The following is a 23,651-nucleotide window of genomic DNA, read 5'->3' on the forward strand; positions in this document are numbered from 1 at the left end:
CTCCTTTTATCAAGCCGCTGTCTCAATACAGCGGCTTTTTTTTTCGGAAAACACATTGCCTATTGAGAAGCGCCGCTAATTACGGCATAAACACTGTAACCTTTATGACAGCGATGGATTGAGCGATGAAATTTATTGGGAAACTCATATTATCAATACTTTTGATATTGCTATTGATAATCGTCCTGATCTACGTCTTGCTGCAAACTCCTTGGGGCGCGGGCTGGGTCAGCAAATGGGTTACCCAGCACAGCGATTTCCAACTGTCATTGGAAAAAATTGATCATTCCTGGTCCGATCCCACTGAAATTTCTTTTGTAAATATCACCTTCGGTCAAAAAGGACATCCGCCCACCCTGGTCGCCAAGCAGTTGGTGGCCGGTTTGGGCGCACGCCAACTCACCGACCCCTTCCATTTTTACCGGATCCAGATGCAGGACGGCACCCTGGATATGGATACCTCGCCGCCCCTCTCCTCGCTACAGGCGGACGTCCTGCAACTGAACGGTATGGCGGTGCGGTCTCCCCAGGGGGGCTGGCGGCTTAATGGGCAAAATGTCAACGCCGGCATCACGCCCTGGAAACCGGAAAAGGAATTTCCCCTCGGGCGTAACGCCCGCTTTCAGCTGAGCGCGCGCTCTTTGACCCTAAACGACGTGCCGGCGGAAAACGTATTGGTGCAAGGGGAAATCGATGACCATCAATTGAAGCTGGATAATCTCGGGGCCGATCTGTCCCAGGGCGAATTAACCGGCAATGCGAAGCGGGACGAGGACGGCAGCTGGCTGGTGGATAATCTGCGTCTGAGCAATGTACGGATGCAAACCGAAAAAAGCCTGAATGATTTTTTGCAGCAGATCTCCCAGGTGCCGAAAATCACCATCCATCGCTTCGATTTGATCGACGCGCGCATGGAGGGGAAGGATTGGGCCTTCAGCGACCTGGACCTGACCTTGCGGAATATCACCTTCCAGGACGGCGACTGGACCACCGATGACGGTTCACTGTCCTTCAACGCCACCGACCTTATCAACGGGACGGTGCATCTGAACGATCCCATCGCCAATCTGGCCCTATCGCCCCAGGGAATAGAAATCCGCCAGTTCAGCGGACGCTGGCAAGGCGGATTGATGCGCACCTCGGGCCGGTGGCTGCGCGACGGACAGCAGTTGGAACTGGACGAGTTCATGGTGGCGGGGCTGGAATATACCCTGCCGGCAAACTGGCGTGACAGCTGGCAGCAGCCGCTGCCTTCCTGGCTGGCGCAGGTCACCGTGGATAAATTCACCGCCAATCGGAACCTGTTGATTGATATCAATCCTTCATTCCCGTTCCAAATCACCGCGCTGGACGGATACGGCAAGCAGCTGGAGCTGGCGCGCAACCATCAATGGGGCATCTGGTCCGGCAGCCTGAATCTTAACGGCAGCGACGCCACCTTCAATAAAATCGACGTACGGCGTCCGTCGCTGGCGTTAACCGCCGATCCGGACAAAATCACCGTCACCGATCTGAGCGCCTTCGCCGGTGACGGATTGCTGGAGGCCACCGCCCTGATTAACCAGCAGCCTTCACGTAACTTTTCGCTCAACCTGAACGGCAAAGCGGTTCCGATAAACGTGCTGGAGCGCTGGGGATGGCCTGCCATGCCGTTATCGGGCAACGGCAACGTTCAGCTAACCCTCACCGGCCAGCTCGCCGCACAGGCGCCCCTGAGGCCGACACTGAACGGCAGGCTGCAGGCCGTCGACGCAAAAGGACAATCGCTTAACCAGACCATGAGCAATGGCCAGGTGGCGGAGGATACGGCCCATTGAGCCTTTGGGAAACCGTCCCCGAAACGCCGGAGGCTAAAGTGCAATTCCCTTGGGGCAAGGGGCGTTGCATGGCAAAATGGCGATCCGCAGAAGGCGCGGAGCGCCAGAGATAATCCGCATGGGAACCGAAGCGCTACAAATCAATCCGCATGGGAGCCGCCGCGCTCCAGCGGCCTATCATGCGCCGGCGGCAGCACCAGATAGATGCCTTTGAACACCGCGCCCAGTTTATCGTTGCCGAACAATTCCACTTCCAGCTGAACCCGCGCCTTGCGTCCGCGGGCCAGCCGGTCCAGGTCGCCGCTCAGTGAACCGAGATCCGCAATGGCGCAGGGCCGGCCGGTAACCGGCGTCGTATAGCGGATATGGGCGTCCGCCAGGATTATGGTGCCCCCCAGTTGGCGCTCGCGCAGCAATAGCCAGATCAATCCCCAGCCGGTGAGGGTGGCCAGTGAAAACAGGCTGCCGGCGAATAGCGTATGATGGGGATTCTGATTACCGGCTTCCGGCATAGTGGTCATGAATTTCTGGCCGGTGTACTGGCTTATGCGCACCCCCATTTTTTCACTCAGGGGAATATGCTCGTACCAGGCCTGCTGCAACTGGCCGCACCAATCCGGCCGGTGCAAAATATCATCCAGCGTGGCAATGGGTTTAATCATTAAAAAGTGCCGTATGGGCGTGGAGGACGGCGCCAGAATTTCACCCTGGTTGATAAAACCCAGCTTGGCGAAAAAATCCACCGCATCCTCGCGGGCGCTACAGACCACCCGCTTTACCCCTTCCTGGCGGGCGACGGATTCCAGCGTCATGGCCACCAGCGTGCCCAGGCCCTTATCCTGCACCTGCGGGTCCACCGCCAGAAAACGGATGGCCGCCTCGTTGTCGGCATTGATATACAGCCGGCCCACCGCCACGGGCTTCCCCTCTTCATCCACCACCATCTGGTGATGCGCCATGGCATCATAGGCATCACGCTCGGAGCCCGGCGGCTGATGCAAGGGCTTACGTAACATTTCCCAACGGAACTGATAGTATTCCTTTAACTCTTCCTCGGTTTGCGGAACGCGCAAGTGATACATGACAGACTCTCTCTTTGAGTGCTTCTACCGACTCAGACTTGCAACCAGAACGTCGCCGGCCCGTCATTCACCAGCTCCACCTGCATATCCGCCCCAAAGCGGCCGGTTTGCGTCCGGATATCCGCCCGGCGGCAGCACTCGGTAAAATGGTGGTAAAGCCGCTGTGCTTCCGCCGGCAATGCGCCGCGGGAGAAGCCGGGCCGCAGCCCTTTGTCGGTATCCGCCGCCAATGTAAACTGTGACACAATAAGCACGCTGCCGCCGGACTGGCGGACATCCAGGTTCATTTTGCCTTGTGAGTCACCGAAAATACGATAAGCCAGCACCCGCTGGCAAAGTTTTGCCGCGATCTGTTCATTATCCTGCTTTTCTACTCCCAGCAGAATCAACAGCCCCGGGCCGATTTCCCCCACCGCGGTTTCGTCCACGGTAACCCGTGCACGCAAAACACGCTGAATCAACGCAATCATCGGGAGACCGTCTCCTCTAACGCCGACTGCCGGTGTTCGGCCAGCGAGACGGTAATCTCCGCCCCCAGCAATACAATACACCAGCTCCAGTATACCCAGAGAAATAAGATTGGAATCACCGCCAACACGCCATAAATCAATTGGTAGGAGGGAAACATAGTGACATATAAACCAAAAACCTTTTTCCCCAGTTCAAAAAGCAGACCGGCCACCAGCGCGCCCGCCAGCGCATCCCTGCTCGGCACCCGTACCGTGGGCACCACGCTGTACAACAGCCAGAACGAGGCGCAGGAGAGCAATAGCGGAAAGACCCGCAGGGCGACGGTGGCAAACAGGCTGGAACCGGTGGATTGCAGCCAGGTGATGGATAAGAGATAAGAGCTGAGCGCCATGCTGGCGCCGGTTAATAACGGACCCAGGGTCAACACCATCCAGTAGACCGCAAACGAAAATATGAGAGGACGCTTCTTTTTGCTGCGCCAAATAGTGTTAAGCACGGTATCCACGGAATAAATCAGCAGCAGCGAGGTGACAATCAGACCGCAGGTGCCCACCACCGTCATTTTGCTGGTGTTAAGCATAAACTGCTCGAGGTAACGCTGAATTACATTGCCGGTGGCGGGCATAAAATTGTTAAAGATAAAATTTTTGAGTTCTACGCTCACATCCGAAAAGACCGGAAAAGCGGCAATCAGCGCAAACACCACGGTCACCAACGGCACCAGGGAGAGCAGCGAGACATAAGCCAGATGCCCGGCCAGCACCGTCAGCCGGTCCTGATCAATACGTATGACTAATAGCTTGATGAAGGAATAACAACGGCTGAATTCCTTCAGGTTAGGACGTCTCATCGCAATTTTCCTCAATGAACGGGCCGATGCGTTTTGAGCACCGCCTTGCGCGGGGTCCAGGTTCTGTCAGGCAAAATAAGCGGGAATGACGTCAGGATCGGTAACATGCACCGTTTGCAGACCGACCGTTTTCGCGCCGGCGATATTATCAGCGTTATCGTCGAAAAAGATGGCCTTTGCAGCGGCTACCCCTTCCTGCTCCAGCACATAGCGGTAAATGGCCGGGTCCGGCTTACGCATGCCCAAATCCTGCGATAGATAGAGTTTATCCACGCTTTGCTGTATTTCGGGATATTGGCTCGGCCAATAATTACAGTGGAGGCGGTTGGTATTGGACAGAACCACCACCCGATGTCCCTGCCGCCGCAAAGCCTGGATGATATCGATAACCTCGGTGCGCACACCGGCGAAAATCGCCTGCCAGCCGGTGGTGAACTGTTCAAAGCTCAGCGCAATGCCCAACTCCCCGCAAATCCTGGCGGCAAAGGCTTCATCGGTAATATCGCCCCGCTCATGCTGCTCAAAGGCCTCGCCCATGACGAACTTCTTTTTCAGGATTGCCAGCGGGACGCCGCTCAATTTGCTCCAGACGCCCAAAACCCGGCCGAAATCGATATTGATAACGACATTGCCTAAATCAAAGATATAAAGCATGGCTCCCTCCCTTCTTTGCATGGTGTTCTCACTGTAGCGGGAAATAATCCAACTGAACAGTAATCAACAGAGATTACGCGGTCATGTCGACGGCGGAAACGGCGCCGGGCGCATCATTGGATGCGCCCGGTACGGCAATGCAGGGGGTGGATAGTGTCTGGTTATCCGTCAAGGCCGGTGACCACGGTAAATTCCCGCGTTGCCCCCGCGGGCAGCTCGATGAGCGTCCCGGCCTGGCGCGCCGCGATATGTCCCTCGGGACGGCAGGTGCCGGGCAGGATAAACGCCGCCACCTTTTGGTCGCCATTATACAAAATCCAGCGGGTCGCGTAGTTGAACTGTTCGCTGGAAAACCGGGTAACGAAGCGCGGCCCTTTATCCGGCGCCTGCATAAAAAACTCCGGTTGCGGCGTGTATTGCGCCAGGTTATCGGCAAAAAACACAATTTCCGGATCGTAGAATTGTGGTTGATCCAACGCGCCGAAGGCCGAGGGAGTGTCCGTCAGGGTAGCGGTATAATCCAGCCATTGCGGCGTGGGATGCACATGTCCGGGAATGGAGGTGCGCAGTGAAAACGCCCCGTCGGGGATATTCTGGCTAAAGGAACCCCCCGGCAGATAGGCGTAGTTCATATGGCACATATACTGCAGCGGCATCGCCACGCTGGCAAGATTGGTCACCCGCATGGTAATGGTCATCAGGGTCTCGCCGGCCGCCAGCCTCACTGACGGCGACGCCAGGTAATGATGGCCGAAACCCTTGACGTATTCATAATCCCCCCCCAGGGCGACGCTATTCCCGTCCAGCAGCAGATAGGCGCGGTCCAGGGGGGCGCAGGGCATTTCGCCATGCAGGGGATGAACATCCTCCGGGGACGGGCAACCGTTGCTCAGCAGGCCGGAATGGAACGCAAAGCAGCCATAGGTATCCACCACCGACTCGCCCCGTTTCGGCTCGGTAAACGGATTGGTCATTTTCAAATCATGACCCTCAAACTGCGCGTCCCAAATCATTTGGCCGTAAAAAGGCAACAGGGTAATAAAACCGCGGCTGTTGCGCAGGGTCACCGCTTCAATGCCGGAACGGTATTTGAACAACGTAACGCTGAGCTCGGCGCTTTCCAGCAGACAAACCGGCTGTTCGCTGAATTGGTTGCGCTGAAGATGAATGACGGCTGACATAATCGCTTCTCCTGCGGTTAAAGTTTGCTATCCATGACCGAACGGGCGGGGTCTGCCAGCAACTGATGCTGATGGTTGCGCAATTCACCCCAGAAATAGAATCCCACGTAGGCAAAGCACAGCAGCGAGACGCTGAATGCCTCTTTCATCGAACCCAAATGATCGGAAACAAAGCCCTGGATTGCCGGCACCACGGCGGCGCCGACAATGGCCATGACGATAATCGCCCCGGCGACTTCGGTATATTTGTTGTCCACGGTATCCAGCGTGCCGGCGTAAATGGTGGCCCAGCAGGGTCCGAACAAGACGCTGACAAACACCGCGGCATATACGGCGGTAAAATTCGGCACCATCACCACATAGGCCAGAGTCGCGACCCCTAGTATGGAATAGGCGATCAGGACTTTTTGCGGCATAAAACGCGTCATCAGGAAATTGGCGATAAATTTACCGGCGAAGAAACATATAAAGCTGTAAATCATGAAGTTGGAGGCGTCCCGTTCATTGGCCGCACCCAGGTTCAGCGCCAAACGAATGGTAAACGACCATACCGCCACCTGCATCCCCACATAAAGGAACTGGGCGACTATACCCTTTTTGAAGCGGGCGTTACCGGCCAGATAACGCAGGGTTTCTCCCATACCCGGCGCGGCGGTTTTTTGTCGATCTACCACAGGCTTGCAACGGGGATAGCGGGTAATGGCAAACAAGACCAGCACCACTACCAGCACCATGATCAGATACTTATAAGGTTCGAGGGTGAGTTCCAGCATATTCAGGCGGAATTGATGCCCCTGCTCCGGCGTCATGGCGGCCAATTGGCTGCTCAGGCTGTCCCCTTGCTGGAAAACCAGATATTTGCCCAGCACAATGCCCATCAGCGCGCCGACGGGATAAAAGGTCTGGCTGATATTAAGCCGCAGCGTCGCATAGTCGCGATGACCGATCATCGAACTGTAGGTATTGGCCGCAGTTTCCAGAAAGCTCAAGCCGATGGCGATGGCGAAAATCGCCGCCAGGAACATGGTGTAGGTGGCCATATGAGACGCAGGATAAAACAGCACGCAGCCGATGATATACAGCGACAGGCCCGTCATAATGGCCACTTTATAGCTGGTTTTGCGAATGACCATCGAGGCCGGAATGGCAATCAGAAAGTAGCCGCCGTAAAACGCGCTTTGCACCAGCGCGCTGGCGAAATCGCTTAAGGCGAACACCGTTTTGAATTGGGTAATCAAGATATCGTTCAAACTGGCCGCACAGCCCCATAAAGGAAACAGGCAAGACAGCAGGATAAACTGAAACAGCGGTGTTTTATTCAGATAGCCGTCAGGCATTTGTACCGTATTGTGGTGCATGATGTTATTCCTGATGTAAGGTGGCGAGGAAATCATGGAACTGGGCGGCGTCGGCATAGGAACGCTGGGTGCCTTTGCCCCGTACGCTGAATGCGGCATAGGCCGAGGCATATGTCATAGCCTGCTTCACGTCTTGGCTGCCGACATAGTAATGGGCAAAACACCCTATATAGGCATCGCCCGCGCCGCTGGTATCCACGGCCTGTACCGGCACCGCATCCACCCGGTGGACGCTGTCGCCGGTCAACCACACCGAGCCGCGGTGTCCCATGGTGATAATCAGGTTTTTCAGCCCCCGGGAGAGCAGAGAGCGGCCGGCGGCAAGGATATGCTCTTCGCTGTCCACCGCCATACCGGTCAGGATTTCCAGCTCCGTTTCATTAGGCATGAAAAAATCGCACTGGCAGGCATAAGCAATATCCAGCTCCCGGCTGGCCGGCGCCGGATTAAGAATCACCGGCACATGAAGCCGCCGGGCAACGTCGATGGCGTGATACACCGTCGCCAGCGGAATCTCCAACTGCAGGATAATCACCTTGCAGTCCTTGAGCTGCTCCGCCGCACGGTCAACATCCGCCGGCGTCAAATGGTTATTGGCCCCTTTAATGATCAAGATGCGATTATGTGAATCCCGATCAACAAAAATCGGCGCCACTCCGCTGGAAACCCCCGGCACCTTCTCAACATAGCGGGTATCTACGCCGTACCGGCGCAGGTTATTTACCGTATTGTCGGCGAACAGATCGTCGCCGACCTTACTCATCATCATCACGCCGGCGCCCAGTTTGGCTGCCGCCACCGCCTGATTAGCGCCTTTACCGCCGCAACCGATCTCAAAATCCGGGGCTTCAAGCGTCTCCCCGGTTTTCGGCATCTCGGTGATATAGGTAATCAGATCCACCATGTTGGAACCAATAACCGCTATATCCATAATCATTTGCCTCTCTAATGTTTTCATAGCATTCAATGTTACTACGCTAACATTATCAACCCATAAATGTTAATAATATGACACCTATCACATCTCATGAGAAAAATTAACGGACAAATGGCTATATAACGGTGTTAGATAATGTTATTATTTTCACATTAACATCATCCCTCACGAGGACGCACTCATGAACAAAACAGAAATCGACTTTCCCCGATATATCGATCACACCCTGCTGGCGATGGACGCCACCGAGGCGCAAATAGCCGCTTTATGCGAAGAAGCAAAGCAGTATGGCTTTTATGCCGTCTGCGTAAATTCCGGTTATGTGCCGTTCGCCGCCCGTGCGCTGCAGGGAACCGACGTTAAAGTGTGCTCGGTGGTGGGTTTCCCTCTGGGAGCCGGCCTGACCGCCGCCAAGGCTTTTGAAGCAAAAGCGGCCATCGAAGCCGGGGCCGGGGAGATCGATATGGTGATTAACGTCGGCTGGCTGAAAAGCGGGAAAATCGACGCGGTAACCGCCGATATACAGGCAGTGCACCAGGTTTGCGCCGCCACACCATTGAAGGTTATATTGGAAACCTGCCTGTTGAGCGAAGAGCAGATCGTGCAAGTTTGCCAGATTTGCCGCGAACTTAAGGTGGCCTTTGTGAAAACGTCCACGGGTTTTAGCACCGGCGGCGCCCGGGAACAGGACGTCAGGCTGATGCGGCAGACCGTTGGGGCGGACGTAGGCGTCAAGGCATCCGGCGCCGTTCGCGATCGTCAGACCGCGCAAACCATGATACTGGCCGGCGCCACCCGTATCGGCACCAGTTCCGGGGTAAGTATTGTGACGGGCGCAGCAGCCACCGGCAAATATTGACTGTTCACACCGGCGAACATTGGAACAATTGACGCAGGGTACACTATGGAAACGCGGCGCGAAGAAAGGATTAACAGGCTGATACAGGCTTTAAAGCGGGAAGACAAAATCCATCTGAAGGATGCCGCCGTCCTGCTGGGCGTATCAGAAATGACCATCCGCCGCGATCTCAGCGCCGAGCCGGCGCAGGTGGTTCTGCTGGGGGGATATGTCGTCAACGATCCGAAAAACAGCTCAGTCACCCACTACTTTGTGTCGGATCAAAAAGCCAAGCACGTTAAAGAAAAAAGCATTACCGGCCGTATGGCGGCCCAAATGATTGAAAAAGACGACACGGTTTTTTTTGATTGCGGAACCACCACGCCATTCATTATCGACGCCATCAACCAAGACCTGGCATTCACCGGCATTTGCTACTCGCTGAATACGTTCCTGGCATTGCAGGATCTGCCCAACTGCAAAGTCATACTGTGCGGCGGTGAATTCCATCCGGCCAACTGCATATTCACTCCACTGACCCAATATTCCATTCTGGATAACATCTGTCCCGACAAGGCGTTTATTTCCGCCGCCGGGATAGATATTCACTACGGTGCGACCTGCTTCAATTTTGATGAGCTCACCATGAAGCACCGCGCTTTATCCCTGTCGCAGCAAGGAATTCTGGTGGCCGATCACAGCAAGTTCGACAATATCAAACCCGCCTGCATCGGCACCCTAACCCTCTTCGACACCCTTATCACCGATCAGTCCCCCCCGCGCAAATTCCACGACTACTGCCAGCAGCATAATATCGCCTTGATCTATCAGCCAGACTGACGAACCCGCCAACTCCGAAGCTGTACCGAGCGTGTTAAGGGAGACCGTGACAATGGGGTCGTAGCGGCCATCTGGTGGCCGCCGAGCACCCCATGGCGCGGTAAGCCCGCCAACTCCGAAGCTGTACCGAGCGTGTTAAAGGGAGACCGCGCCGATTTTCGGCAAAAAAATACCGGTCCATCTGCATGGACCGGCATCTTGTCTTCTCGTGCCTAAGATCAGACTTCTTTGCTGGAACGATTGGCGCGCTTACGATCGTTTTCAGTCAGATAACGTTTACGCAACCGAATGGAATGGGGAGTCACTTCCACCAGCTCATCATCATCAATAAATTCCAGCGCTTGTTCCAACGACAGCTTAATCGCCGTCACCAGCGTAGTGGCTTCATCGGTACCTGAAGCGCGCATGTTGGTTAATTTCTTGCCGGTCAGGCAGTTGACGGTCAAATCATTAGAACGGGTATGAATACCGATAATCTGGCCTTCATACACTTCCGCGCCGTGGCCCAGGAACAAGCGGCCGCGATCCTGCAGGCTGTACAGGGCGTAAGCAACCGCTTTACCCTGGCCGTTGGAAATCATCACGCCGTTCTGCCGCTGGCCGATTTCACCCGAACGCACATCGTCATAATGACTGAACGACGAATACAGCAGGCCGGTGCCGGAAGTCATGGTCAGGAACTCGGTACGAAAACCAATCAGGCCACGGCTGGGGATAATATAATCAAGACGGATACGGCCTTTGCCGTCCGGCAGCATATCGCGCATCTCGCCTTTGCGCATGCCCATCGCTTCCATCACCGGACCCTGGTTCTGCTCTTCGATATCAAGCGTAACCTGTTCGAACGGCTCCTGTTTTTTACCGTCAACGGTACGGTAGATAACCTTCGGACGGGAAACGCCGATTTCAAAACCTTCACGGCGCATATTCTCGATAAGCACCGACAAATGCAGCTCGCCGCGGCCCGACACCAGGAAGGTATCCGGGTCTTCGGTTTCTTCCACCCGCAGCGCCACATTATGCACCAGCTCTTTGTTCAGGCGCTCCAGGATCTGGCGGGACGTCACGTATTTGCCTTCTTTGCCGCAGAACGGCGAGGTGTTAACCCCAAAGGACATAGAGACGGTAGGCTCGTCCACGGTCAGCGGCGGCAGCGCTTCAACCTGGGCCGGATCGCAGATGGTATCGGAGATATTCAGTTCACCCAGACCGGTCAGGGCAATAATGTCACCGGCTTCAGCCAGTTTGGACTCGATACGCTGCAGGCCCATATGCCCGAGCACCTGACCCACTTTGCCATTGCGGCGCTTGCCTTCGTGGTCAATGATGGTCACTGCCTGGTTCGGTCTGACCGAACCGCGTTTGATGCGGCCGATACCGATAACGCCAACATAGCTGTTGTAGTCAAGCTGGGAGATTTGCATCTGGAACGCACCGTCGCTATCAACGTTGGGCGCTTCGACATTCTTCACGATCGACTCGAACAGCGGCGTCATATCCTCGGCCATGTTTTCATGTTCATAGCCTGCGACCCCGTTCAACGCGGAGGCATATATGATCGGAAAATCCAGTTGCTCATCGGTTGCGCCGAGGTTGACGAATAAATCGAACACCTGATCCACCACCCAATCGGGGCGTGCTCCGGGCCGGTCTACTTTGTTGATGACCACAATAGGCTTGAGACCGTAAGCAAAGGCTTTCTGGGTCACGAAACGGGTTTGCGGCATGGGTCCGTCCATGGCGTCCACCAGCAGCAGCACCGAGTCCACCATGGACATGACGCGCTCAACCTCACCGCCGAAATCGGCATGTCCGGGGGTATCAACGATATTGATACGGTACCCGTTCCAATTGATAGCGGTATTTTTCGCGAGGATGGTAATTCCCCGTTCTTTCTCCAAATCGTTGGAGTCCATCACGCGTTCGGTGGCGTCATTGCGGTCACCCAATGTTCCGGATTGTTGCAACAGCTTATCGACCAGGGTGGTTTTCCCATGGTCGACGTGCGCGATGATGGCGATGTTACGCAAATTTTCGATCACAACTTTGCCTCAGGCATTAGAAATAGCGCGTTATTGTACACGTTATAGGCGAAGGACTAAACAAGATCGCGCTGTTCTCTGCATTTGCGTCATTTTCAGCGCCCCATCATCCCTTTATCAGTGCAATGTTTCAATTATTCGCACGCATTGCACCAAAATAGTGCCCACTCAGCGCACAAATGCACTAAAATAGCACCCCCCCCCCAATCTGGTGCAGCTTGGCAACCGTTAAAAGGCCGCAATTCGGCGCCTCGCGTTCATTTAGCAATGTTGGCACAGTTTTAGCTTAGTTAAGCTTAGCCTAGGTAAGTTTAAAAAATCCATACCATACGATTTCGTTCCACGACGACAATGGCACATCCGGGAGAATATAAGTATGTCCGCTGAACACGTTTTGACGATGCTAAATGAACACGAAGTCAAATTCGTCGACTTGCGTTTCACTGATACGAAAGGGAAAGAACAGCACGTCACAATACCGGCCCATCAGGTGGATGCCGATTTTTTTGAAGACGGCAAAATGTTTGACGGTTCTTCAATCGGCGGCTGGAAAGGCATCAACGAATCAGACATGGTGCTGATGCCCGATGCAAGCACCGCCATGCTTGACCCGTTCTATGAAGAAACCACACTGATCATCCGCTGCGATATCCTTGAACCGGCCACCATGCAGGGTTACGATCGCGATCCGCGTTCCATCGCCAAGCGCGCTGAAGATTTTCTGAAATCATCCGGCATCGCCGATACCGTTTTTTTCGGACCTGAACCTGAATTCTTCCTGTTCGACGATATCCGTTTCGGTTCCTCCATTTCCGGTTCCCACGTTGCCATCGACGACGTCGAAGCGGCCTGGAATTCCGACAAGGTTATTGAAGGCGGCAACAAAGGCCACCGTCCGGGCATCAAAGGCGGCTATTTCCCCGTACCGCCGGTGGATTCATCACAGGATTTGCGTTCCGCCATGTGTTTGACCCTGGAAGAAATGGGTCTGGTGGTGGAAGCCCATCACCATGAAGTGGCTACCGCGGGCCAGAACGAAATCGCCACCCGCTTTAACACCCTGGTGAAAAAAGCCGACGAAATTCAAATTTACAAGTATGTCGTGCATAACGTCGCCCACGCCTTCGGCAAAACCGCGACCTTTATGCCCAAACCGATTTTCGGCGATAACGGCTCAGGCATGCATTGCCATATGTCTTTAAGCAAAGACGGCAACAACCTGTTCTCCGGCGACAAGTACGGCGGCCTGTCCGAAACGGCGCTGTTCTACATCGGCGGCGTAATCAAACACGCTAAAGCCATCAATGCGCTGACCAACCCCACCACCAACTCATACAAACGTCTGGTCCCGGGGTATGAAGCGCCGGTGATGCTGGCCTACTCCGCCCGCAACCGTTCCGCCTCAATCCGTATTCCGGTATCGCCGAGCCCGAAAGGACGCCGTATCGAAGTGCGCTTCCCGGATCCGGCCGCCAATCCGTATCTGGCCTTCGCCGCGCTGCTGATGGCCGGACTCGACGGCATCATCAACAAGATTCATCCCGGCGATGCCATGGACAAGAATCTGTACGATCTGCCTCCGGAAGAAGCGAAGGAAATTCCTCAGGTATGCGGATCGCTGGATGAAGCCCTGGCATCCCTCAGCGCGGATCGCGAGTTTTTGACCCGCGGCGGCGTCTTCACTGACGATACCATTGATGCTTACATCGAGCTGCGTACTGAAGAAGTTGACCGCATCCGTATGACGCCGCATCCGGTGGAATTCGAGTTGTATTACAGCGTTTAATTACATTGTGTTTTTTGTTGCCGTGGAAACTTTCAGCCCATCTTCGGATGGGCTTTTTTCTCCAGCAAACCTTGCGCGTAGCCATGCGCAATATTATCTAATGGACTAAAATGCACTAGAATAGTGCGGGAGACTGCTTTATGGCTACAGGCTCATTGCCCGATGCTGGGCAGATCCTAAATTCGTTAATAAACAGCATATTGCTGCTAGATAACGATCTTGCCGTTCATTACGCCAACCCGGCGGCGCAACAGCTGCTGGCGCAAAGTTCCCGTAAGCTTTTCGGTACGCCGTTGCCTGAATTAATGGGGTATTTTTCCCTCAACGTCGAATTGATGCGCGAAAGCCTTAATGCCGGACAAGGGTTTACCGATAATGAAGTTACCCTGGTGGTGGACGGACGGGCGCATATCCTTTCCCTTACCGTGCAACGCCTGCCGGAAGATTATTTCCTGATGGAACTGGCGCCGATGGACAATCAGCGGCGTCTGAGCCAGGAACAAATCCAGCATGCCCAGCAGGTGGCGGCGCGGGATCTGGTGCGCGGGCTGGCCCATGAAATCAAAAACCCCCTCGGCGGATTACGCGGCGCGGCGCAGCTGCTGGCAAAGGCGCTCCCCGATCCCTCCTTGCTGGAATATACCAAGGTCATCATCGAGCAGGCGGATCGCCTGCGCAACCTGGTGGATCGACTGCTGGGACCGCAGCAGCCCGGCATGCACGTGACGCAAAGCATCCATCAGGTGGCGGAACGGGTGTTTCAACTGGTCTCGCTGGAAAAACCGGACAATGTGACCTTGTTGCGGGATTACGATCCCAGTCTGCCCGAATTAGCCCACGATCCCGACCAAATGGAGCAGGTATTGCTGAATATCACCCGTAATTCGCTCCAGGCTTTGGGCGAAGACGGGGGAACGATAACCATCCGGACCCGAACGGCTTTCCAGCTTACGCTGCACGGCGTGCGCTATCGATTGGTAGCCCGTATCGATATTGAAGATGACGGCCCCGGCGTTCCCGCGCAATTGCAGGATACGCTTTTCTACCCGATGGTCAGCGGCCGCGAAGGAGGAACAGGCCTGGGGTTATCCATCGCCCGCAGTCTTGTCGATCAGAATTCGGGGAAAATTGAATTTAACAGTTGGCCGGGCCATACCGAATTTTCGGTTTACCTGCCTATTCGCCAGTGAGGTCACTATGCAACGAGGGATAGTCTGGATCGTCGACGACGATAGCTCCATCCGCTGGGTGCTCGAACGCGCCCTCACTGGAGCCGGGTTAACCTGCGCCACCTTTGAAGGCGGTAGCGAAGTGCTGGATGCGCTATCAACCCAAACCCCGGACGTGTTGTTATCGGATATCAGGATGCCCGGTATGGACGGTCTGGCGTTACTGAAACAGATCAAGCAGCGTCATCCCATGCTGCCGGTCATTATCATGACCGCCCATTCCGATCTGGATGCCGCAGTCAGCGCTTACCAGCAGGGCGCGTTCGATTACCTGCCTAAGCCTTTTGATATCGACGAAGCCGTCGCGCTGGTGGAGCGCGCGGTCAGCCATTATCTCGAACAGCAGCAGCCGGCGCGCGTCCAGCCCGCCAACGGCCCCACCACCGATATTATCGGTGAAGCGCCGGCCATGCAGGACGTTTTCCGCATTATCGGCCGCCTGTCCCGCTCCTCCATCAGCGTGCTGATCAACGGCGAGTCCGGTACCGGTAAAGAGCTGGTGGCCCATGCCCTGCATCGCCACAGTCCGCGCGCCAAATCCTCGTTTATCGCGTTGAATATGGCGGCCATTCCGAAGGATTTGATTGAATCGGAACTGTTCGGCCATGAGAAAGGCGCGTTTACCGGCGCCAATCAGGTCCGCCAGGGTCGGTTTGAACAGGCGGACGGCGGCACCCTGTTTCTGGATGAAATCGGCGATATGCCGCTGGATGTGCAAACCCGCTTGCTGCGGGTGCTGGCGGACGGTCAATTCTATCGGGTGGGGGGCTACGCGCCGGTCAAGGTGGATGTCAGGATCATAGCCGCCACCCATCAGAATCTTGAATTACGCGTCCAGGAAGGCAAGTTCCGCGAGGACCTGTTCCACCGGCTCAACGTAATCAGGGTGCACCTGCCGCCGCTGCGCGAGCGCCGGGAGGATATCCCGAAACTGGCGCGCTATTTCCTGCAGGTGGCGGCGAAAGAGCTGGGCGTGGAACCTAAAATCCTGCACCCGGAAACCGAAACCGCGCTGACCCGTCTGTCCTGGCAGGGCAATGTTCGTCAATTGGAAAACACCTGTCGCTGGCTCACGGTAATGGCCGCCGGCCAGGAAGTCTTGATCCAGGATTTGCCTCCGGAGCTGTTTGAAAGCACCACGCCGGACGCTTCGGTACAATCCCTGCCCGACAGCTGGGCCACGCTGCTGGCGCAATGGGCTGACCGCGCGCTGCGTTCCGGTCATCAAAATCTGCTGTCGGAAGCGCAGCCTGAGATGGAAAGGACGCTGTTGACCACGGCGTTGCGACATACCCAGGGACATAAACAGGAAGCGGCGCGATTGCTGGGCTGGGGAAGAAATACCCTGACGCGTAAACTGAAAGAACTGGGCATGGAATAACCCCGGCCGCCGGCGCTGTTGATCAGGCTTGTTGATGATTAAAAAAGCGACGGCGCCAGCAAAAATGCGGTTATTTTACTCTTTACATCCCGGGCTGACACAGTATGATCTTGTCGCTGACCCGGGAGGAAGACCATGTTGAATTCGTTGATCGCTTTGGTGACACACGGCGCGGATATGACGGCCGCCGCCGGCCATGCACCTCAGACGGCGCTGGCTGCGATACTCTGCGCTGCCCTGATCAATTTTTTTAGCTAACCGGCCGTCTTAGTCTTACCGGCCAAATTGCGAATCCATTCTTGAAATCCACCGTCAGGTGGATTTCAAGCTTCGTGTCGTCATGCCCCATTACACCGGCACCGCTCGCCCCCTCCCCGTTCAAATCACCTGAGAAAACTGGCGCTGGCGCAGCTTGTCACGCAAATAAACGTCAAAACACATACAGATATTGCGTATCAGCAAACGCCCCTTCGGGGTCACATTGATATCCCGGTCCGTTATGTCCAGCAAGCCGTCCCGCTCAAGGGGACGAAGCTGTGCCAGATCCTCGGCGAAATAGTCGACGAAACGGATGCCGTAACGGTTTTCCAACGCGTCAAAATTGATGGAAAACTGACAAATTAGCGCTTTTATGACATCCCGGCGCACGCAATCATCGGTGGTAAGGGCCACGCCCCGCCATAACCCGTTGCCCTGACGGGAGACGCTCTCGGCATAGCTCTTCATCTCTTTCTGGTTTTGCACATAACTGTCGCCAATCATGCTGATGGCCGATACGCCCATACCCAGCAATTCGCAGTCGCCGCGGGTGGTATACCCCTGAAAATTACGATGCAGCCGGCCGGCCCGCTGCGCAACGGCCAGTTCGTCGTCCGGGCGGGCAAAGTGATCCATACCGATAAACTGATAACCCGCGTCGCACAGGGTGGCTATCGTATGCTGCAGAATATCCATCTTCTGCGCGGCGCCCGGCAAATCCTGCTGTTTGATTTTTCTCTGGGCGGCAAACAGCGCCGGCATATGCGCGTAGTTGAATACGCTCAAACGCTGCGGGTTCAATTCGATTATCCGGCCCAGGGTATGCAGAAAGCTTGACAGGGTCTGGCTCGGCAGACCATAAATCAAATCGATATTGGTGGAAAGAAAGCCGAGCTCCTTTGCCCGCTCCAGCAGGGCGAAGATCAGCCCCTCATCCTGCTCCCGGTTCACCAGCCGCTGGACCTCCTTATCAAAATCCTGCACGCCCATGCTGATACGGTTAAAACCCTCACCGTGCAGGTGATCGATCATATCCAGGGCGATTTCCCGCGGATCGATTTCAATAGAGAGTTCGGCCCCTTGGGCAAAATCAAACTGCTCGCGCAGCAGGGCCATCAACCGGGATATTTGCGCCGGCGTAAGGAACGTCGGCGTGCCGCCGCCCCAATGCATCTGCGTAACGTGGCGGTGACGGAACAGCGGCGCGCGCTGACGGATCTCCTGTGCCAGGGTATCCAGATAACGCTCGACCCTTTCCGGCTGGCGGGTCACCATTTTATTGCAGGCGCAGAAATAACACAGCTTATGGCAGAAGGGGATATGGAGATATAACGATAGCGGACGATCCGGATAACGCTCCAGCGCGCGTTTAAACGCCGGTTCGTCGTAGCGCTCGCTGAATTCCAAGGCGGTAGGGTAGGAAGTATAACGCGGGCCCGATTGGTTATATTTTTGAATCAGGGCCGAATCCCATTCTATCGTTGACACTGACATGGCTGCTTACTCCTTCCGAATTTTCCGCCGACTCCGCCTGGCGGGCATAGCCGGCCGCCGTGCGGCGGCACGGGCCGAGCGTAACCGGTCTTTACGCCGCGAGAGCCGCCATAGTTTACTCAATAACCACACCAAATAACATGTCAGCGGCACGGCAATCAGCAGAAGCAACATGCAGCAGCCTAAAAGGAGTCCTTCTCAAAACCCCGTTTCAGCAACTGCAGCATATCCTCGTTTTTGGTCTCTTCTTCTTCGTCTTCATCGTCCAATTCTATACCCAGCTCAGTCATGAGCTGATCGATGCGATCCAGTTTCTCATCCACATAGGCCTGTTCTTCGGCGGACAGGATTTCGTCCTGTTCCAGCCTTATCAGCAGCGCATCCAGGCGGGTATCGTTTTCCAGGCTATCCAGTTCCGCCTGCGGAGAAAGAACCTCGGCGGGGATGATAACCTTGGGCGCCGCCGGTTTGGCCACGGCGCCGGCGGCGATCAACGGCACCGGTTTTTTACTGCCGATACGGGGATCGGCATTTGCCGACGTGGAGGAGCGTCCGCCGCTCTTGTTGCCTTCCTGGGACCGTGAACCGGCGGCCAGGCCGCGACGTTTTTTCTGACGCTGGCGGGTGCGGCCTTCAATATTCAGCTCTTCTCGTGTCTTGCGTTTGTTCCTGGCCGCGGCAGGTCTACCCCGTCCGCTTTTGGTTGTTGGTTTCATGATGTCTGCTCTTGGCTAGCGTTAATTAAGTATATACCCTTCACCTTTCGAGTTGCCGCCTTGCTGCAATTCGAAATCTATTGGGTATAGAATTGCGGCGGAATCTATCAGAAACCCAACAAATAAAAAAGGTGGCAATTATTCTGCCACCATAACATGAAGGTGCTTCGCGAGAAAAACCATCCTCCGGCGATGAACCTGACGGTCCACATCCTGTGTTTGAAGGTCGTCGCTGCGATGAAGATGTATTCTACGCTATACGAAGCAGATTGGTTAGAGTGTATTCCTTTACACGCCCATCCTGGGCCGCTTTACTTCCCTGAAAAGAGTATTGAATCGGCATAGGGCTACCAGTTTGCCCAGCCTGTGTGCAACTTTATCGTCTAGATGATTTTTTGAGGCGCTCCTTGCCTTGTCATCTAATGTAACCGCGTAAAAATAACCCGCAAGACGACCGGCAGGAGCAAATAGGGCGCTAAACTGAGAGTTAATTAATTAACACTATGATTTATAATATATTAATTTTTATAAAAACGAGATTACGTTACGGACAACGAGCAAATTTCCTACACCATAAATATCCTAAAAACCTCATCTTAGTACCGAAAGGTTTAAAAGAAGCCGCAGACGCCCATCAAACACATTGATTGCTGCAAGATAGCCGCAAGATAAAAACCGCATCTGACGCCATTACCCGTATAATCGACATTAAGACGGTGCTAAGTCATCCTGAGAGAGAGGAAATTTTGGCCACACTATTTAATTACCACATGACCCATTTTGTCATGAGCGCGCCGGATATCCGCCATTTGCCCACCGATGCCGGTATCGAAGTCGCCTTTGCCGGACGCTCCAATGCCGGTAAATCCAGCGCCCTGAACACACTGACCAACCAAAAAGGTCTGGCCAGGACCAGCAAGACGCCGGGACGTACCCAGCTTATCAACCTGTTTGAAATCGAGCCCGAGCGGCGCCTGGTGGATTTACCGGGTTACGGTTACGCTGAAGTCCCCGAGGAAGTAAAGCTCCATTGGCAACGCGCCCTGGGAGAGTATCTGCAAAAAAGAAACAGCCTGAAGGGTTTGGTGGTGATGATGGATATCCGCCATCCGCTAAAGGATCTTGATCAGCAGATGATCAAGTGGGCGGTGAGCGTCGCCATCCCGGTGCTGATTTTACTCACCAAGGCCGATAAACTGGCTTCCGGAGCACGCAAAGCGCAGCTTAACCAGGTGCGCAAAGACGTCCTGGCATTTACCGGCGATATTCAGGTGGAAGCGTTTTCGTCGCTGAAAAAAACCGGCGTGGATAAGCTGACGGAAAAATTGGACAGCTGGTTTGGCGAAACCACGCAGGCAGAGGACATAACGCCCGACGCGCTCTGAGGAAATTGAAACGGGTAAGGGCGGCTTCGCAAACAGGGGGGGCGCCAAGGCGCTCCGCCTCTGGCCGCGAGGCTTTATTGCGCCCAATAAAAAACGCCCCAGCCAATAATGACTGGGGCGGCTAATATTTAGCCAAATCCGATTACGTGAAGTAAAAGGTCTGAAAGATAGAACATCTTACCTCTGTACCCTACGACTCTAACTTTACATCAATTTTTGTCGGGGCAAAAGAATTTTTTGTTGTTAAATTTCATTTATTGCTATTGCAAGTGCGATTATAACTGTCCACATCACATATTTGTGTAGCTTAATTACAAAAAAAGCTTATTGATTCGCCACTTAGTGAGCTTGATCCCAATTCTCACCCAAACCCACATCAACCTGCAGCGGCACATCCAGCGCGTAGCACCCTTCCATTAACGATTTGATATGCGCCGATGCCGATTCAGCCGCGTCCCGCTGTATTTCAAAAACCAGCTCATCGTGCACCTGCATAATCATACGCACCGGCGGCTGCTCTTTTTGCAGCCATGCATCAATGGAAATCATCGCCCGTTTGATAATATCGGCGGCGGTGCCTTGCATCGGTGCGTTTATCGCCGCCCGTTCGGCGCCTTTTTTGCGTGCGCCGTTGCGGGAGTGAATGTCCGGCAAATAAAGACGGCGTCCGTCCAGGGTGGAAACATACCCCTGCTCGTTAGCCTGCTTGCGGGTACGCTCCATATAGGCCAGGACGCCTGGATAGCGCTCGAAGTAGAGATTCATGTATTTTTGCGCTTCCGAACGGGGCACCGAAAGCTGGCGCGCCAGTCCGAAAGCGCTCATGCCGTAAATCAGGCCGAAGTTGATAGCCTTGGCGCTGCGCCGCTGTTCTTGCGTCACCTTCTCAAGAGACTGGCCGAACACTTCGGCGGCGGTGGCCCGATGGATATCCTTGCCTTCGGCGAACGCCTTGAGCAGCCCCGCATCCCGGGACAGATGGGCCATAATGCGCAACTCGATTTGCGAGTAATCCGCCGCCACGATGACCGACCCTTCGGGCGCGATAAACGCCTGCCGGATACGCCGGCCTTCGTCGTTGCGCACCGGGATATTCTGCAGGTTGGGATCGCTGGAAGAAAGCCGGCCGGTAGCGGTAATCGCCTGGTGATATGAGGTATGCACCCGTTTCGTCAGCGGGTTGATCATCAGCGGCAGCTTATCGGTATAGGTGGATTTCAATTTCGCCAAACCACGGTGTTCAAGAATCAGCTTCGGCAGCGGATAATCCAGCGCCAGCTCCGCCAATACCTCTTCACCGGTGGACGGGGCGCCGCCGGGGGTCTTTTTCAGGATGGGCAGCTTCTGCTTGTCGTAAAGGATCGCCTGCAGCTGTTTGGTGGAAGAGAGATTAAAGGGTTCTCCCGCCAGAATATGGGCCTCGTTCTCCAGCTCCCCCAGCCGCTTGGTCAATTCCACCGAATGGGCCGCCAGGATGTTTTCATCAATCAGCACGCCGGTGCGTTCGACACGTGACAGCACCGGCACCAGCGGCATCTCGATTTCTTCAAAAACTTTTTTCAGGCCTTTGTCCTGCTCGATCTGCGGCCAGAGCTTTTCATGCAGCCGCCAGGTGACATCCGCATCCTCCGCCGCATAGGGCGCCGCCTGTTCCATCGCGATTTGATTAAAGGTCAGCTGGTTTTTGCCCTTACCGGCAATATCCTCAAACCCCACCGTCGTATGCTGCAGGTAACGATCCGCCAGGCTGTCCATATCGTGACGGCCGGATACGCTGTTGAGAACATAGGATTCCAGCATGGTATCGAATGCGATGCCCGCCAGTTCGATGTCGTAACGTTTTAACACGCCGCGATCGAATTTCAGGTTTTGGCCGACTTTACGCAGCCGGGGGTCCTCAAGCAGCGGCTTAAGCCGGGCAAGTACTTCGTCAAGATTCAGTTGGTCGGGCGCATCCAGATAATCATGCCCCACCGGCAAATAGGCCGCATCCCCCGGAGCGGTAGCGAAAGAGAGCCCCACCAGATTGGCCGTCAGCGTATCGAGACTGTCGGTTTCAGTGTCGAAGGCAAACAAGCCGGCCTGTTTGATTTTATCCAGCCATTGCTCCAGGCTCGCCATGGTCTCAATGATTTGATAACCCGCCTGGGATAACTGTTCCGCGGGCACATCCGCGTCAGGTGCCGCGGGCGCGTTGAAGGGGGTACGCAAAGCCGCCGCCGGCGTTTTACGGCCCTGTAACCACTTGCCGTCTTCCACATCCGCCAGCCAGCGTTTAAATTCGTATTTTTTGAACAGCTGCCGCAACTCATCCGCATCGGGCTCGCTGACCGTCAGCCGATCGAAAGGCAAATCCAGCGGCACATCGGTCTTGATGGTGGCCAATTGATAGGAGAGATAGGCCAGCTCTTTATTTTGTTCCAGCTTGGGCGCCATGGTTTTCGCCCCCCGGAACGCCAACTCCGCGACGCCGTTCAAATCGCCATAGATATTGTCCAGACTGCCCATCCCCTGCAGCAGCGCCTGGGCGGTTTTTTCACCCACGCCGGGAACGCCGGGGATATTATCCGAACTGTCCCCCATCAGGGCCAGATAATCGATAATCCGTTCCGGCGGAACGCCGAATTTCACCTTCACTTCCTCCGGCCCGAGAATGGTGTTGGACATGGTATTGATAAGCGTAATCATCGGCGTCACCAACTGCGCCATATCCTTGTCACCGGTACTGATCAGGACTTCACGTCCGGCGCGCTCGGCTTCCAGGGCCAAGGTGCCTATAACATCGTCCGCCTCGACGCCGGATATCGCCAATAACGGCAGCCCCATGGCTTTAACCATATTGTGCAGGGGTTCGATTTGGCTGCGCAGGTCGTCCGGCATCGGCGGTCTATGGGACTTATAATGTTCGAACAGCTCATCGCGGAAAGTCTTGCCTTTGGCATCAAATACCACCGCCACATGGCTGGGACGATATTGTGTCAGAAGACTGCGCAGCATGTTTAAAACGCCGTACATGGCGCCGGTGGGTTCGCCCGCGCTATTGGTCAGCGGCGGAAAGGCATGATAAGCGCGGTAAAGATAAGAGGAGCCATCCACCAAGATCAAGGGGTTGTCTGCGATATGGGCCATAGCGTAATTCGTTCTTTTTGGTCGAAAGACATAGGGTATAGCATGCCATAGCTGGCCGCCAGTGACGAACGTTAGCGTATCATAAGGCCGATAAAAATACTGAAGTTAGACCCGGATCCCCAGGATCATGCTGTGGATAACTTTGTGAGTAAAAAGATTTTTAAAGATTTATATATTCTTTGAAGAGCAATGCTTTAATAAAA

At 54.9% G+C, this 23,651-nt stretch carries 19 protein-coding genes; 8 read left to right on the forward strand and 11 right to left on the reverse strand.

Annotated features, from left to right (window positions below):
• Positions 1-125: 125 nt before the first annotated feature.
• On the forward strand, positions 126-1,817 hold the full coding sequence (locus tag ACL2XO_RS27875; protein WP_413726134.1) for an AsmA family protein: 1,692 nt from the start codon (positions 126-128) through the stop codon (positions 1,815-1,817).
• Between the two features lie 140 nt (positions 1,818-1,957).
• Here the strand turns inward: ACL2XO_RS27875 and fabY are convergent, their stop codons facing one another.
• From fabY to rbsK, 7 genes are all read right to left on the reverse strand, one after another.
• A complete protein-coding gene (gene fabY / locus ACL2XO_RS27880; protein WP_132924174.1) occupies positions 1,958-2,899 on the reverse strand; it encodes a fatty acid biosynthesis protein FabY in 942 nt (313 codons plus the stop codon).
• A gap of 32 nt (positions 2,900-2,931) precedes the next feature.
• On the reverse strand, positions 2,932-3,369 hold the full coding sequence (gene dtd, locus ACL2XO_RS27885) for a D-aminoacyl-tRNA deacylase (RefSeq protein ID WP_203524201.1): 438 nt from the start codon (positions 3,367-3,369) through the stop codon (positions 2,932-2,934).
• Positions 3,366-4,220, reverse strand: a complete 855-nt coding sequence (locus tag ACL2XO_RS27890) for a virulence factor BrkB family protein (RefSeq protein WP_132924172.1) — start codon at positions 4,218-4,220, stop codon at positions 3,366-3,368. Before ACL2XO_RS27890 ends, dtd begins: the two co-directional genes overlap by 4 nt.
• A gap of 66 nt (positions 4,221-4,286) precedes the next feature.
• A complete protein-coding gene (gene yihX / locus ACL2XO_RS27895; RefSeq protein ID WP_132924171.1) occupies positions 4,287-4,874 on the reverse strand; it encodes a glucose-1-phosphatase in 588 nt (195 codons plus the stop codon).
• A 161-nt stretch (positions 4,875-5,035) separates the two neighbouring features.
• On the reverse strand, positions 5,036-6,055 hold the full coding sequence (locus ACL2XO_RS27900) for an aldose 1-epimerase family protein (RefSeq protein ID WP_413726137.1): 1,020 nt from the start codon (positions 6,053-6,055) through the stop codon (positions 5,036-5,038).
• A 17-nt stretch (positions 6,056-6,072) separates the two neighbouring features.
• Complete coding sequence (fucP, locus tag ACL2XO_RS27905; protein ID WP_413742010.1) at positions 6,073-7,413, reverse strand: L-fucose:H+ symporter permease; 1,341 nt, start codon at positions 7,411-7,413, stop codon at positions 6,073-6,075.
• 4 nt (positions 7,414-7,417) lie between these two features.
• Positions 7,418-8,344, reverse strand: coding sequence for a ribokinase (gene rbsK / locus ACL2XO_RS27910; RefSeq protein ID WP_413726139.1), 927 nt, complete (start codon positions 8,342-8,344; stop codon positions 7,418-7,420).
• Positions 8,345-8,531: 187 nt separating this feature from the next.
• Here rbsK and deoC point away from each other — a divergent pair, with 187 nt between their 5' ends.
• Positions 8,532-9,209, forward strand: coding sequence for a deoxyribose-phosphate aldolase (gene deoC, locus ACL2XO_RS27915; protein ID WP_132924167.1), 678 nt, complete (start codon positions 8,532-8,534; stop codon positions 9,207-9,209).
• 45 nt (positions 9,210-9,254) lie between these two features.
• Positions 9,255-10,028 (forward strand): DNA-binding transcriptional repressor DeoR, encoded by a 774-nt coding sequence (gene deoR, locus ACL2XO_RS27920; RefSeq protein WP_132924166.1) that lies wholly within the window; start codon positions 9,255-9,257, stop codon positions 10,026-10,028.
• Between the two features lie 218 nt (positions 10,029-10,246).
• Here deoR and typA read toward each other — a convergent pair whose 3' ends face one another.
• A complete protein-coding gene (gene typA / locus ACL2XO_RS27925; protein WP_413726140.1) occupies positions 10,247-12,070 on the reverse strand; it encodes a translational GTPase TypA in 1,824 nt (607 codons plus the stop codon).
• Between the two features lie 376 nt (positions 12,071-12,446).
• Here typA and glnA point away from each other — a divergent pair, with 376 nt between their 5' ends.
• The 4 genes from glnA to ACL2XO_RS27945 all read left to right on the forward strand — a co-directional run bounded on the left by glnA (position 12,447) and on the right by ACL2XO_RS27945 (position 16,724).
• The gene (gene glnA, locus ACL2XO_RS27930) at positions 12,447-13,856 is read left to right on the forward strand and encodes a glutamate--ammonia ligase (protein WP_132924164.1); all 1,410 of its coding nucleotides are present in this window, start codon (positions 12,447-12,449) and stop codon (positions 13,854-13,856) included.
• Positions 13,857-13,996: 140 nt separating this feature from the next.
• On the forward strand, positions 13,997-15,046 hold the full coding sequence (gene glnL, locus ACL2XO_RS27935) for a nitrogen regulation protein NR(II) (protein WP_132924163.1): 1,050 nt from the start codon (positions 13,997-13,999) through the stop codon (positions 15,044-15,046).
• A 7-nt stretch (positions 15,047-15,053) separates the two neighbouring features.
• On the forward strand, positions 15,054-16,466 hold the full coding sequence (gene glnG / locus ACL2XO_RS27940) for a nitrogen regulation protein NR(I) (protein WP_132924162.1): 1,413 nt from the start codon (positions 15,054-15,056) through the stop codon (positions 16,464-16,466).
• Between the two features lie 135 nt (positions 16,467-16,601).
• The gene (locus ACL2XO_RS27945; protein ID WP_165934192.1) at positions 16,602-16,724 is read left to right on the forward strand and encodes a YshB family small membrane protein; all 123 of its coding nucleotides are present in this window, start codon (positions 16,602-16,604) and stop codon (positions 16,722-16,724) included.
• Between the two features lie 120 nt (positions 16,725-16,844).
• Here the strand turns inward: ACL2XO_RS27945 and hemN are convergent, their stop codons facing one another.
• On the reverse strand, positions 16,845-18,218 hold the full coding sequence (gene hemN, locus ACL2XO_RS27950; RefSeq protein ID WP_132924161.1) for an oxygen-independent coproporphyrinogen III oxidase: 1,374 nt from the start codon (positions 18,216-18,218) through the stop codon (positions 16,845-16,847).
• A 182-nt stretch (positions 18,219-18,400) separates the two neighbouring features.
• The gene (yihI, locus tag ACL2XO_RS27955; protein WP_413726141.1) at positions 18,401-18,934 is read right to left on the reverse strand and encodes a Der GTPase-activating protein YihI; all 534 of its coding nucleotides are present in this window, start codon (positions 18,932-18,934) and stop codon (positions 18,401-18,403) included.
• Positions 18,935-19,704: 770 nt separating this feature from the next.
• On the opposite strand from yihI, the gene yihA reads away from it, so the two are divergent.
• Positions 19,705-20,319: a ribosome biogenesis GTP-binding protein YihA/YsxC gene (gene yihA / locus ACL2XO_RS27960; RefSeq protein WP_243701602.1), complete on the forward strand. Its 615-nt coding sequence runs from the start codon at positions 19,705-19,707 to the stop codon at positions 20,317-20,319.
• Between the two features lie 339 nt (positions 20,320-20,658).
• Here the strand turns inward: yihA and polA are convergent, their stop codons facing one another.
• Positions 20,659-23,448 carry a DNA polymerase I gene (polA, locus tag ACL2XO_RS27965; protein ID WP_132924158.1) on the reverse strand — a complete coding sequence of 930 codons (2,790 nt, stop codon included), beginning with the start codon at positions 23,446-23,448 and terminating at the stop codon, positions 20,659-20,661.
• Positions 23,449-23,651 lie beyond the last annotated feature (203 nt).

It is taken from the genome of Sodalis sp. RH15 (genome assembly GCF_047324255.1).
GTDB classification, from domain to species: Bacteria; Pseudomonadota; Gammaproteobacteria; order Enterobacterales; family Enterobacteriaceae; genus Acerihabitans; species Acerihabitans ligni.